This window comes from Cupriavidus sp. BIC8F (assembly GCF_032465815.1).
Lineage (GTDB): Bacteria > Pseudomonadota > Gammaproteobacteria > Burkholderiales > Burkholderiaceae > Cupriavidus > Cupriavidus necator.
The window spans coordinates 335701-348342 of record NZ_CP136096.1 but is presented as its reverse complement, the minus strand read 5'-3'; the positions used below and the strand labels follow the sequence as shown (position 1 = coordinate 348342).

At 60.0% G+C, this 12642-nt stretch carries 12 protein-coding genes; all 12 read right to left on the bottom strand.

All coding sequences use genetic code 11. From position 1 onward, the window contains the following. Nucleotides 1-318: 318 nt before the first annotated feature. On the bottom strand, nt 319-2046 hold the full coding sequence (locus tag RS901_RS36505; protein ID WP_316157508.1) for an ATP-dependent helicase: 1728 nt from the start codon (nt 2044-2046) through the stop codon (nt 319-321). 246 nt (nt 2047-2292) lie between these two features. Further along, nucleotides 2293-3138 carry an ATPase gene (locus RS901_RS36500; protein WP_316157507.1) on the bottom strand — a complete coding sequence of 282 codons (846 nt, stop codon included), beginning with the start codon at nt 3136-3138 and terminating at the stop codon, nt 2293-2295. 58 nt (nt 3139-3196) lie between these two features. Continuing rightward, the gene (locus RS901_RS36495; RefSeq protein ID WP_316157506.1) at nt 3197-3814 is read right to left on the bottom strand and encodes a DUF4400 domain-containing protein; all 618 of its coding nucleotides are present in this window, start codon (nt 3812-3814) and stop codon (nt 3197-3199) included. Nucleotides 3815-3817: 3 nt separating this feature from the next. After that, nucleotides 3818-4075: a hypothetical protein gene (locus RS901_RS36490; protein ID WP_316157505.1), complete on the bottom strand. Its 258-nt coding sequence runs from the start codon at nt 4073-4075 to the stop codon at nt 3818-3820. 10 nt (nt 4076-4085) lie between these two features. Next, complete coding sequence (locus RS901_RS36485) at nt 4086-4592, bottom strand: hypothetical protein (RefSeq protein ID WP_316157504.1); 507 nt, start codon at nt 4590-4592, stop codon at nt 4086-4088. 6 nt (nt 4593-4598) lie between these two features. Continuing rightward, nucleotides 4599-6455 (bottom strand): conjugative transfer system coupling protein TraD, encoded by a 1857-nt coding sequence (gene traD / locus RS901_RS36480; protein ID WP_316157503.1) that lies wholly within the window; start codon nt 6453-6455, stop codon nt 4599-4601. After that, on the bottom strand, nt 6455-7714 hold the full coding sequence (locus RS901_RS36475; protein WP_316157629.1) for a TraI domain-containing protein: 1260 nt from the start codon (nt 7712-7714) through the stop codon (nt 6455-6457). The genes traD and RS901_RS36475 overlap by 1 nt, the downstream gene beginning before the upstream one ends. After that, nucleotides 7714-8763, bottom strand: a complete 1050-nt coding sequence (locus RS901_RS36470) for a type IV secretion system protein (protein ID WP_316157502.1) — start codon at nt 8761-8763, stop codon at nt 7714-7716. The genes RS901_RS36475 and RS901_RS36470 overlap by 1 nt, the downstream gene beginning before the upstream one ends. Next, nucleotides 8760-9497: a conjugal transfer protein TrbJ gene (locus RS901_RS36465; protein ID WP_316157501.1), complete on the bottom strand. Its 738-nt coding sequence runs from the start codon at nt 9495-9497 to the stop codon at nt 8760-8762. The genes RS901_RS36470 and RS901_RS36465 overlap by 4 nt, the downstream gene beginning before the upstream one ends. 11 nt (nt 9498-9508) lie before the next feature. Continuing rightward, nucleotides 9509-11962 carry a conjugal transfer protein gene (locus RS901_RS36460; RefSeq protein WP_316157500.1) on the bottom strand — a complete coding sequence of 818 codons (2454 nt, stop codon included), beginning with the start codon at nt 11960-11962 and terminating at the stop codon, nt 9509-9511. Next, nucleotides 11956-12285 (bottom strand): VirB3 family type IV secretion system protein, encoded by a 330-nt coding sequence (locus RS901_RS36455; RefSeq protein ID WP_058698205.1) that lies wholly within the window; start codon nt 12283-12285, stop codon nt 11956-11958. Before RS901_RS36455 ends, RS901_RS36460 begins: the two co-directional genes overlap by 7 nt. Nucleotide 12286: 1 nt before the next feature. After that, nucleotides 12287-12634: a prepilin gene (locus RS901_RS36450; RefSeq protein WP_316157499.1), complete on the bottom strand. Its 348-nt coding sequence runs from the start codon at nt 12632-12634 to the stop codon at nt 12287-12289. Nucleotides 12635-12642 lie beyond the last annotated feature (8 nt).

Sequence of the window (12642 nt, the reverse complement as noted above, 5' to 3'; positions counted from 1 at the left end):
CTTCTTCGATCAATGCGCAAACTTGTGGGGGAGCATTGACAACGAAGGGTGGGCTTCATAAACTCGGACTGTCTTGTTGTTGGACGAGTCAAGAGGGTTTCGAAGCCTGCTACGCCTGTTGTCAATGCCGATTAAAAGCCTGGAGCTGCAACTCCAGGCTTTTTTCGCTTATGAGGATGCCTACGGGCTCAACAACCCCTCCTTGAAATCCGAGTGCCAACGCTACGCACAAAAATGAAATGCCGGACGGCTGTGGCACGCACGATGGCAGGGAGCTCGCAACCAACAGACGCCACGAACGATCGGCTGCTTAACAAATCAAGTTAGCCCGGCTTCAACAACGAACCGGGACGTGGGGTTCTTCTTTGCCGTAGAAATCTGCAGCCAGTCGCGGGCGCGCGTGAGGGCAACGTAGAAAAGTCGCCGCTCCTCACTCTCTGGACTGGCTTCGTCCGGAACGATGGTCTCCTCGGCACGGATCACAACAACAGCCGACCATTCGCGCCCCTTGGACGCATGCATGGTCGTCAGCACCAAGGCGTCATCGGCCGGTTCGTTATTCTTTTGGCGCAGAAACAAGAGTCGTTCCGAGAATGGACCGTTCAGCCGCGTCAGGACGTCATACGCAGTATTGATAGCGCGCTTCCCCGGGTCGTCCGCCACAAACTTGAGCATCCATTCGCGCACGCCATCGAGAACAAGGGATAAGAACTGGCGTTCACAGAGCGCTTGCCATTCCGCGAGCTTCTTCAGGAAGTCGCGATACTTGTCGACTGTTGATTCTGCGATCCCGGCCTGCACCAGGTCCTTTTTTCGCGGAATCGATCCCTCCGGCTTCGCCGCAGTCTGCGTGTGTAGAAGCTGCAGCTCATGCGAGCCAATGCCGGCGAAACCTAGCAGGGCATCGACGCCAGAGTCCTTGGACTTCTGGATCAGTTCCAGTAGGTCCCCCATCAACGCTGCCTCCGGGCGATCGAGGATAGAGCGGCCGGCCGCGCGGTAGTACTTGACACCGTGCGAGCGGCAGACAGCCTCCAATGGATCGAGAATGCGGTTCGTCCGCGCCAGCACGGCCGCCGTTTTGCCAGCCCGCAGAACTGGTGTCAGCGCCTCAACGGCTGAAACCGCTTCCTTGTACTCGTCCTCCAAACGCTTGAACTCGATGGCGCCGCCTGGCCCGCGATGGGCTACCAGCTCCTTCAGGATACGGTCCTTGTTGTTTCGAATGACACGATCCGCGATGTCCAGGATCTCAGCGTGTGAGCGGTAGTTCTTCCCGAGGATGACGGACCGCGCGTCGAACTCATTGATGAATGCTTCCATGCCCCGAAATCCGAGCGCACTTCGAAATCCGTAGATCGACTGATCATCGTCCCCGACCACCGTCACGATCGAACCGGCCGCCGCGTGCAGCGCCGTCCAGCGTGATTGCAAGCTGTCGCAATCCTGGTACTCATCGACAAGCAGGTACGTCATACGGTAGGGCGCAATTGTTCCGCTTTGCATCCCAGCTACAGCCAACCGCAGCATGTCCTGAAAGTCGATCTTGCCGTTCCGGGCCAGGGCACTCTGGTAGGCCTCATACAACTGAGCCTCCACGGTTCCTGAAGGCGGGTCGGACAGTTGCATCTTGGCGCGCTCAATCGCGGCGATAGCGTCCTCGACCTTCCCATCAAATCCCCCTTCCTGCAGGATCTGCCCGACGATAGCGAACCGAACGCCGTCGTGGACGATATCGGTGAGCTTGCCGGTTCCCTTCCCGAGTTGCTTATAGGCCAGCGAATGGAAGGTGCCCGCGAGCAGTCGCTTCCTGGCATCGGCGCCGGCTAGCCCCAGGATACGGTCACGCAATTCGATCGCGGCGTCCTTGCTGAACGTTACCGCGCCCACCGTCACGTCTGGGTTGGCGAGCAGCACGGCTGCCTTCGCCGCGATCGTCGCCGTCTTTCCGGCGCCTGGCACGGCCACGGCGACGCAGTGCTGACGCAGGTCGACCACCTCGCGCTGGGCGGGGTTCAGTCCTTCCAATACCTTTTCGAGCGACATGGCGGATCGCAGTGTGGCAGTAAGTGGCACTTGGTGCCGGTTCAATACAGCAAGTGCCCCGAAGTGGTACCTCAGGGCAGATGTCGACGTCTATTGATTCGTTCGAAGGTGGGAGCATGTCCCACGTGGTCCCACTAGCCATCACTACGTCCCCACAGAGTGCCAATCCTCTTGCTTCCAAACGGAGATAGAAACTAGGGCTGGGTGGGACTTGGTATGACTGAGCGGGACCGTGCAGGCGGACGGTCAGACGCCGCGAACGGTGGTCATCAGCTTCAGGTGTGTCGTATAGCAACGGAGGCCGAGCGGCTGGAACTTGCGCAGGAACCGCGCGACCTCGTCATTCACGTCCGTCATGTCGCGGATGCCGTTCCAAACCATGAAATCGAACTGGTCCATGGTCTGATCAAATTTGATGAGCACCTGGAGTGCGCGAACGGCAAATCGGGAGTAGGCCTGGACCTCAAGCTCGACGGACGCCCGCGTAATCGTCGGTTCGAAAACGATGTCGTCCTTCGCCCGCATCTCCTGCTCGCGCTGCTGACGGTAGGCGGTGGCAACGCGCAGCTGCTCGTCGACGTAGTCTTCGAGCTTTGCCAACTCACGCTGGAGGAACGTCTCGATAGTCGACAGTTCGCTGCGAGAGAAGGTGGACTGACCGAAGCGCTGCAGGTTGAGCGACATGCGGTTCATGTATGGCCACCATTGCTCGAACAGAGGACGCAGGCGCGTATGGTTCAGCTTCAGCCCGACTGCCACCACGGCTGCGCCGGCGAGTTCACGTTCGAGAATTTGACGACCCAGTTCACGTCGCCGGCGAACGATGGCTTGGCGGTCTTCGGGCGAGAGTTCGCGGAACAGCTTCCGGGTACGCTCGACCTCGGCCTTCTTCTTCTCCAGGTCGGCCGTTGAAATGATTCCTTCCTTGCGCAGGGCGTCGGCAGACGCCTCCATCTCAAGCAGCTCCGACTCGACGTCATCGGGCCGATCCATGCCGCCGGCAGTGTCGACCGCTACACCGGTCAGAGGATGATCGAGCGCATCGCTTGCCGTAGCGGGCAACTCGGCAGGGGACAGATCGGTAGTGGTCATATTTTCTCCTTGGATGGCCAGCCACTTGGCCTTTGGGCATTCAGAAAGATGGTGTCGACTACTTGCCGACGTGGAATGACGCCGCAAGGCGCCAGCTAAGCAAGCCAACCAGGCCGACGCCGAAGGTCCACCAGTAGGCCAGCAGGGAAAACGGAAGCAGCAGGGCGGATGCACCGAAGCCGAAGCACAGCAGCAAGCCATGTGCGGCGACGTGAAACGTCACCGGGTTCGCGAACCCAGCGCCCGCGGCTCGAATCTTTCTCGACACGGCGCCGTCGTTGAGCAGCGCAACAAGCAGCACCATCCCGCCAAACAACCAGTAATGCACAACGGCCGACCGATAGACCGCCCGATAGATGGTCATCCAGAAGTGCCGCATCCAACCACGCCCGAATTCGGATGCGCCGGCATCGGGCAGCGCCGTGTCCGCATCCGATCCCGAGAACGATGCCCGCAACGCACCAGACCGGACAAACCATCGATCAAAGCGGTCGTTAGCCACCGTCGTTGCCTTGTCCGCCTTGGGCTGTCCGAGCACATGTTCAATCGAAGCCTGCTCCCCTTCACTCACCTCGAATGCGGCATCGTCCTGTATGAACGGCGCGAGGGCACATATCATCAGGGGTGCCGCTAGCATCCACATCCGCACATGGGAGACGAATCGACTGTTGGCCATGGCTCAGATCCAGTGCAGGGCGAGCAGAACAGGCAGCGCAGGGATCGCAGCGAGCGCGCCCCAGAACAACGCCGGCTTGCGCTCAGCAATGCCAATCAGCGCGAAGCATGCGGCCGCGTTGCCGAGCAGGAATGTGCTTGGTATCGGCGCGTCCGCATTCCTTGCGGCAATCCACGTCTGCATTTCGAATGCGAGGGCCTCGTCGACGCGAAAGAGCCGCGCGGCGATCCGCGGCTGCGTCTTGCGCAGCGAAGCGAGCAATTGCCTAGCCCTAGTGTGCAAAGTCTCGAGCGACATCGTAGTTCTCGAAGTAGCGGGTAAAGCCGTACCCGGTCAGCACGCGCGCGGCCAACTGGAATGCTGCGCATCGCTGCGTCACGTTCCCGGGAACCGGCTCGTCGACCACCTGGCAGACGTAGCCGACGGGCTGGCGTTGCTCGAAAGAGGGGATCGACTCGTGATAGGGATACCAAACGTTGTACTTCTCGCCCTTGAATGCGGCGTAGCGCTTGGCGTAGAGATCATGGGCACGGCCGAACAGACCTTTCACGAAGGCCACGTTGGCGTCACCATGCTTTCGAGCGGCCCGCCAGGCGGCGATAGCGTCTGTCAGCATCTCCTTGACCAACGGGTCTTCACGCACGCGGAAGTTCACGCCGATGTAATCGACCACCCGCGTGCATACGTCGTCCAGGTCTGGCGAGACGATGAACACGGGCGAGAGCTTCGCGAAGAGTTTGTATTCCTTGGCGATTTGTCGGAACAGGCTGGTGCGCATTGACCTTTAACCTTGGATGATTGGAATTCGACCCTGGTAGACGGAGCCACCGGAGATACGCAGGAAGTACTGCAGATTGGGCAACTGCATGATCAACTCATGCGGAATCAATGGCGCCTTCTCAAGCTGGGTCGAACGTGCCACGGAACCGCTGAACTCCCCGACATGCGCCTCGGTGCCAGTGCTCGTGCTGCTCGACACCACGACATTCCGGATGGCCGTGGTGCCAGCCTTCTCGCAGAACCACTCGGCCGTGTCGATATCTTCCAATCGTAAGACGAGCTGGTTGTTCAGATTGCCCAAAACCTGCTGCATCTTCGCCACGTTTCCCAGTTTGGCGGTGAAGTCCGAGCGCGTCTGGTAGGCGACGAATGCCTTGAAGCCTGCGCCACGCCCCTTGTTCAGGATCTGCAGCATCTGCTCGTTGATCGCCTCGGCAGCCTCGTCGACGATGAGGACGATTTCCGGAGGCTTCTTGTAGAAGTTGTAAATGGAGCCGGCGACGGATGCGATGTCGGCCAGCAGCATCGACATGACAGCCTGGGCCACCATTGAGTTGGAAAGAGAATCTGCACCGACATAGAGCACCGCCTTCTGCTTGATGACCTTATCGATGTCCCAGATCTCCCGGTCATCGTCGAAGTCGTCCGCCTTCGGCGCCAGCATGAGGCCCGTCTCGCCGGTGGCCAGCATCTGGAGCAGCGGTAGGGCAGAGGCGATGATGCGGCCGTAGTGGTCCCGATCGTGCTGGAACGTGGCGATGAGGCCATCGATAGCTTCGTGGCCATTCCCTTTGTCGGAGAAGCGCTCGATGTAGAGCCGAGCCATCCCGTCTAAGCGCGTGCCGCCTGGGCGCTGGCCGGCCTGCTGCATGTAGCCCATCACTTCCTCTTCCCAATCCGGCTTGCCGGCCTCAGGGAAGAAGCGCTGCAGGGACCGATCCAGAAGATTGTTAATGCCGTTCTGGGCGTACTGGAGGATAGACCGCAGGTTCGGCTTGTCGCCGACGTAGAGTTCGCCCTTCACCGCGCGGTCGATGAACAGGAACGCGAACTGGCGAAATGGGCCTTCTTCCATCAGTTGCGCGATGCGCGTTGGAATTTCCGAGGGCTGCGACCAATTCTCTAGCGGATTGAGGCGGATGGATTGCGACGGGGCGGCCTGTTTCCAATAAAGAAACTTGCGGCCAGTGCGCTCACACTCGCGCTTGACGCGTGCGACCCACTCGCCGTCATTCTTCGGGTCGACAATAATTAAAATGTCGTTGGGATTGTGGATGACCTGAGTCGAAATGACCTCGTAGGTCCTGGTCTTGCCTGAGCCGGTCGTCCCGCTTACCGACGTATGGCCGGGCATCGCCTTGTAGTGAAAGGGCACCTGGATCTTCTTCGGCTCCATGCCGTGAATCCATGATTTCCCCTGAGGCGAATGGTCGGCGATGCTGCCCGCAGGCGCGAACAGCTTCTCGACTCGCTCGACTATAGGCTGCGGCAGCCACCGCGGCAAGCCGGGAATATCGCTTGACGGCATGCGAAGGATGTCGTGCGCGATCTGGCAATGCTTCTGTGTCCACTCAAAGCCAGTGCCAAGATACATGGCATCGTCGGTCTTTCGCATGCGAGCGCTCAGCGCGAGCAGCGCCTCGATCGGAAGGACCGCAAGCCACTTGGTGGAGATGGCCAGCCGAAACTTCAACGCGCGCCAAACCTGTGACGACCGGAACAGCAGCATGCCAACGCAGAACAGGGAAAAATATCCGGCGCTCGGCATATCGCTTAGCAACATCAGCGCCGCGGCAAGAAGCCACCCGATCGCAGCCCGAAATTCATAAATGGGCCGAAAGTGATTGATGTTGTGGTGCATCACTCGCTGCTCTCTGGGGATTGCGGACGGGACGCGATGAGGGTCGCCACCCTGTCAACCAGAAGGATGTCTTGGCCGACGATCTTGTAGAGCAGCTGGAACTTGCGAAGGTTGTCGATGAGTGTCTCGGAAGCGATGCCGTAGCTGCCGAGCATGCGCTTGCTGACTGCGAGCTTGTTGTCGACCCACGATACCTTCACCTTTCCCGCTGCCACGTCCTGTGCTAGCGCCCTGAAGAACTCGCGCATCAGGTTGGACGCACCCGCCAAGGCTTCCTTGAACGGGTCGGCAGTCTGATCGGGGCGCAGCGACTTGGTGCCGTCGAGTTGTACGACGCTTCGCGCTACCTCGCGTTGCGTGCCTTCGGCTGACTCGGCTTGAGACTGGGCTTCGCCAGTTCCAGGGCCCGCTTCCTTATCCATCTGCCACACCACCACAGTGCTCGCGATCTCCGGGCCGGGTGTCGAATAGGCTTGCGCCGCTGCTGGTGCGGCGGGTGGCTTGATCTGGGTCGACTCTACCGCGGCGGTTAGCGCTTCGACACTCGGTGCAGGCGTCGTGTCGGGCGCAAAGGCGGCGCGGCGGGCTTTGATCTCGAACTGTGTCACTGTGTCGATGGCCTGCCGGACAACCTTGTGAAGCAAGGTCTCGAGGCCGGTCGGTCGAGGCTCGGGGTTGATGGCGCCAAACAGATCAGCGAGGACCTGGCCGTCGAACTGTGCGAGCCGGTCAGCACCAAGAATCTCGCGCGCCAGCAACGCGGTGCGCATGCGCTCCAGTGGGAGCACCGCGTCACGACGGGTGACGCGATACGTGTCATCGCCTAGCCACGGACCGAAAGCTCCATGCACGGCGGGGATCCACTCCGCCCCATCCCTATCCCGAAAGAATTGGAAGTGTCGGCATGACTCATCAAGGCGGGAGCAACAGGCGGCGAGAAAGAGCGCATACAGGTATTGCGGTTCCAACTGCCTGCGCCGTTCGGACGTCTGATTGGCCGCGAACTTTTGTGCGCCAGACAGGCGCATGGCGAAGTAGGCCGCCTCAACCGTTGCGCGAAAAGCCCCACCGGCCTCGGCGTGCTCGCTGTGCCGCAGTGGCATACTTGAGAACCAAGTTGCACAACGCTCCAGCACATCAAGCCACTTGCTGTTGAAGTCCGCGCCGTCCGCTTCATTGGCGTACTGTCGGATGAGCGCGACGCGGTCTGCCTGGCAGGAAAGGAGAGCGGAAGCGGAAAGGTGTATGTGAGGGGTCATCATTTCCCTGCCAACTTCCTGCCGAGGTTCCAGGCTCCACGCCCAAACATCTTCATCCCACCGGTGCCACTCACCCCGCCACCAGTTCCAAAGAGAGATCCGGCGATCTTCGGAATCTCCAGGGCGACAAAGCCCAATAGGATGGCAATACTGAGTGCATAGCTTGCAGCAAGAAGCGTGTCCGTGCCGATGTTGCCAACGTCTGTGACGATGCTAAGCAGTGTGGCGCTCACCAGCTGAGAGATGATGGCGGCGACAACCATATACATCGAACCGGTGACCATGTAGTCCAGCCACGCGGTGAAGTATTTTCGGGAGATGTCCGCCATGCCAAATGCAACGGCTAGCGGGCCCACCACGATGCCTACGGCTACCTGAAGGTGACCCACCAGAATGAACCAGGAGTAGATCAAGGCGGCAATCAACACCGCAATGAATGCCAAGCCAAACAGAATCGCTGAGACGACGGCATCAATCAGTTTCAGTGGGTTAGCGAACCCAGCGAGCAGTGTCCTGAGCACGGAGTCGTAAAAGCTGCCTCCGGTCCTTGCCAACGAGATCGGCACGTTGTAGATGTCCACACCGCCATTGATCGCTTGGGCGAGATGGTTGAACCACACAAATAGACCGGGCGCGAAGCTGGCGTAGCTGGCGTAGAGTGACGCGAAGATGCCAACTACCAGAAAGGTTTCAAACAGATCTGTCCAAGCGGAAACTGCGTCGCTCGTTGCCGCGAACCGAAGGCCCGCGAATACGAGGGTAATCACGCCCAGCCCAAAGGCGATTTTGTCTGCGTCGTCGCGGGTGCGATCGCTCAGCGATGTGGCGGCCTGGATGAGGCCGCTTCGCAGGCCGTTCATCTTGTCCAGCGCTTTCTTGATGCCTTGACCGACCTCGCCAGGTGCGCCAGCATTTGCTACCGTGGCGCTCTCCGGACCGCTGTTCGATTCCTGTGCAGCGGCAACGCAGGAAAAGAAGGTGAGGAAGCTGAAGACGAGCGCGGTGAGCATCGCACAGAGGCCGTGTCGGATCAGCGAGGCGTAGCTCATTTCAAGTTCAGGATGCGCTGACGTTGCTGTTCGCGTTCTGCCTGCAGCCGGCGCGCGGCGTCTACCGACTCGGCTTCGACGGCCAGTGCCTTTTGATCCTTGTCGGCGTCCGACTGCGTCCTCGCGCTCATGATTTGCAGCAGATCGGAGTTCTGGTTTGCAAGGACATCCAGCATCTCGTTCGTCGCTTCGGCAGCAGCCTGTGCCGTTCCAGTCAGCTTCATTTCCTTCTGGATCTTCTGGCGCCGCTTCGCCTGGGTCTGCACGTTCTTGACGACGCTGTTCCCCAGGTTGAAAAGGTTCTTCGCGGTCTTGTCGCCGTTGGCGAGAAGCGTGCGCTGATCCTCAAGCCACTGACCGCTGGATTTTCCGGATGCGGCCACCATGCTCTGAACCTTGCTCAGGTAATCGGCATTCTCGGAGACCGTGCCATAAAGATCCTTCAGCGTCACGCCGTAGACGTCGTATTTGCCGATGTCGTCTTTGATGGCGTCCAGCTGTTCAGCTAGGTGCACGGGGTCCATGCCGGTGGCCTGAAGCAGCTGGTTGGCCATCATCCGGTATTGATAGGCAATGTTTGTGTTTTCGTAGATCTCCGTTTTCAGCGATTGCAGGGCGGTCCTCGTCGTTTGGACCAGGTTGGCCACATCGATAACGGGAAGCCCGCTGGCATGCGCAACCGACGAAACAAAGATGGATGCCGCGACCGCGGTCTTTGTGAACCAATTTCTCACGGGTAATCCCCTTAGACGGATCGCGCGAGCATTTCGCGCACATAGCTTTGCTGCCAGTCGGGCGCACCCGACGCGAAATGACGATCAAGAATCGATTGCGCGACACCATCCGAGCGCAGCATCGCTACCATCTCGTCGGAGAACGGGCTTTGCAGCATCCGGGTCTGGGAGCGCGTGATCCAGAGATAGTCACGATTCGGTACTGCGTCGGTGACCATCTGGATCTGGTCATCCGTCAGGCCGAACTTCTCCTTGTAGAGATCCTTGCTGGTATTGGCCTGGCTGTTCGGCAGGTAGACGAAGTTGCCGACGTTCTCCTTCAGGATCTCGAAGTCAGCGACCCGGGCCAGTTGTTTGAGCGACTGCGTGGCACCCCAGAGCGCAGCATTGAGCTTGCGGATGGTCACGATCCACATTTCGAACCGCTCGTAGAACCGCTTGTTCGTGAAGAAGAAGCCCAACTCTTCCACCTCGATGATCGTGTATCGCGTGCCGAGGCTCTGGCTGATGCGATAGAACGCGTAGTCCATGAATAGCGCTCCGGCGCGCGGATAGTTCAGGAACAGATCCCCCATTTCGATGGACAGGTTGTCGCTGATCTCAAACGCATCCTCTGCATGGTCGAAGAAATGCCCGTACTGTCCGCCTTGCAGCCAGATCTGCAGACGTTCCCGCAAGCTGTCGTGCAGCAGCGTTGCGAGTCGGCCCAACGTCCAGCTCTCTCGCCCGTATCCGGCAAGGATTTTCACTGCCTCGAAGATATCCTGGCGTTGCTGCGGCGAAAGCGTGAAGGAGTCGTCCTCAATGGCCAGCGTCACCCACTCGGAGACGTAGGTGAAGTTCATGGGGACGGCCAGCAACGACAGCGGATTCACCCGAGTCGCAGCCTCGAACTTGCCGGTGATGTCGATGAACTTCCCGCCGCTCAGGAGCGTCGTGATGCGAGTGGATCGGTCCTTGTCGAATCGGATGCGGCGAGCATCGTGTCTTCCAGCCTGGGAAACCAGGAAGTTCAGGAACACGGACTTACCCGCACCGATTGGGCCAATGACGATCAGATGGGCATTGCCACCGGGTTGGTGCAGGTCGACACGTTGTGCGGTCCGATGGCGGGTGGGCAGGCAGGTCAGCGGCGGCACTTCCTTGCCCGCCTTGTCCGAGAGCCAGTCGTTGCGTAACGGGCCGGGCATGACAGATCGGACGGGGGCGAGGTCGGAAACCGCCGGCGTCTCCACGAACTGCAGTCGGCGCTGCTTGTCCCAGCGGCCGGGCAGGGTAGAGTTCCAGGCGGGCATCAGATTCGCTTTCTCGCGGATGGCCCCAAAGCCAGCATTGGTGAGCGCACCGACCACCTCACTGACCGAGTCCTCCACGGCCGCCTCGGAATCGCCGTAGACGGTGATGGAAATGTTGGCAAAGCCGTGCTGCGTGTTCTTGGCCGTTAGGCGCTGGAGCGCCTTGCCAGCTTCCTTGGCCAATTCCTCGCGGCCTTCGTCGTTCTCGGCTTCCTCCTTGGCGAAGTACTGCTTCAGGATAGAGCGGATGTTGAGCGCTGCCATCTTGTAGAAGCGCCTGACCTTCTCGATGTAGGCAGCAGCGCGAGCCGTGTCGAGGAATCGGTACATGATGCAGACATCGAGCTCGGCGTCGATCCGCATCAGGCTGTCCAGTGCCGCTTCCTGAAAGCTCATCCATTCTTTGACGGCGACGATTGCCGCGTACCGCTTGCCGTGAGCAGACTCGAACAACAAGCGCTCGGCGCCGACGGTAACCTCGGATTCAGTCAGGTGGGTATCGAGCAGGGTCACCGGGTAACGAATGCACCGCGGCGGAACGCTCGGATTGGCAGCCTGGTGCAGGGCGGCATAGCTTTCCTGCATGACAAGGCGGCGGGTGCGCAGGCGCGGCACGCCGCCGGTGAACGCGTCGAGCATCGACTCGAAGCGACGCGCATCGGTCGAGATCTTCTCCAGATCAAAGGCAAAGGCGCTGCGCGCGAAGAGCGTGTCCTTCGTCGCCTCGAAGATCGCCGCGTAGATGGACTTGCCACCGACCGTCATGTGGAAACCGGCCTTGTCGAAGAACTTCGCGATGCCGCTCTCTGGCGTGTAAGCGAGTGCCAGCGAGTGGGCATTATGAAAGTACTTGCCGGTCGTCATGTGCGCCCGGTTAAGCGCGTCCAGACGCCCATCGGCCTGCGACGCGAATTCTCCTGCGACGTAGTCCCGGGCGCGCCGGTGGCTAATCTTCCACCACGCGGTAACCCGGTTATCGAACGTGCGGCATGCCTGGTCCAGCTGATTACGCGCAGACGTGATGTCATTGCTATCGGGGCTGTCGGCGTCCACACCCTGAAACTCGTAGGAGGCCAGTAGCGACCCATCCTTGTTAAGGATGAGCTCCGGTGTGATCGATGTCAGCCACGGCACCAACTCATAGAGGGGGCGTCGCTTTAGCTTCAGCATGGCAGGTCGCTGTCAAAGCCGTAGGGACGGCGAAAGAGGGTATGCAGCTTGCCGTGCCACGGGGTGGACTCGTACAGATCGCCGTAGTGGTTATAGACGTTCAGGATCTGGTTCCACCATGGGTCCCGCGTCGTGAGCCAGCGCAAGAGCGCATGGAACGCCATGCCCATCAGCACCACCGCGACCGGGATCTTCCAGCCGCTTCGAAAGGTCACATACACCAGCAATGCGACGACCGTGCCGTTGGCGATGGCCAGTCCGCGCACGGCCCCGCCGATTTGGCGAGGGCGGGAAAGCCCAATGCTGACGTGGTGTTCGCGCATATCAGAATCCTGAGCACTGGGCAGCAACGCCGAGCGTCTTCATGATCGCGGGTGCTGCAGCGGCAAGACCGATGCCGATACAGATCACCGAGACGAACTTCATGATGGTCGACTCGGAGTTGGCGATACCGATAGCGCCCAGGACGATCAGGATCAGACCGGCGACAAAGAGGTACTTCGTGTTGATGAACGTGGCGATGCCGCAGATGAATTCGCCCAGGTTGCCGAGGAACCCGTAGTCGGCCGCGACGGCGGATGTGGCCACGCTCATCATGCCGACCAGGACCAGCATCGACGGGGCGTACTTGCGCGCTGTCTTGGCGGCACATTGAACGAGCGGGGAAGACATTGGAAAGA

Coding starts and splice junctions, on each gene's coding strand:
- RS901_RS36485 (WP_316157504.1), bottom strand. CDS start 4,592: ATGCGCACCAGCCTGTTCCGACAAATCGCCAAGGAATACAAACTCTTC.
- RS901_RS36455 (WP_058698205.1), bottom strand. CDS start 12,285: ATGCGCGAACACCACGTCAGCATTGGGCTTTCCCGCCCTCGCCAAATC.
- RS901_RS36470 (WP_316157502.1), bottom strand. CDS start 8,763: ATGAGCTACGCCTCGCTGATCCGACACGGCCTCTGTGCGATGCTCACC.
- RS901_RS36495 (WP_316157506.1), bottom strand. CDS start 3,814: ATGGCCAACAGTCGATTCGTCTCCCATGTGCGGATGTGGATGCTAGCG.
- RS901_RS36450 (WP_316157499.1), bottom strand. CDS start 12,634: ATGTCTTCCCCGCTCGTTCAATGTGCCGCCAAGACAGCGCGCAAGTAC.
- RS901_RS36505 (WP_316157508.1), bottom strand. CDS start 2,046: ATGTCGCTCGAAAAGGTATTGGAAGGACTGAACCCCGCCCAGCGCGAG.
- RS901_RS36460 (WP_316157500.1), bottom strand. CDS start 11,962: ATGCTGAAGCTAAAGCGACGCCCCCTCTATGAGTTGGTGCCGTGGCTG.
- RS901_RS36500 (WP_316157507.1), bottom strand. CDS start 3,138: ATGACCACTACCGATCTGTCCCCTGCCGAGTTGCCCGCTACGGCAAGC.
- traD (WP_316157503.1), bottom strand. CDS start 6,455: ATGCACCACAACATCAATCACTTTCGGCCCATTTATGAATTTCGGGCT.
- RS901_RS36475 (WP_316157629.1), bottom strand. CDS start 7,714: ATGACCCCTCACATACACCTTTCCGCTTCCGCTCTCCTTTCCTGCCAG.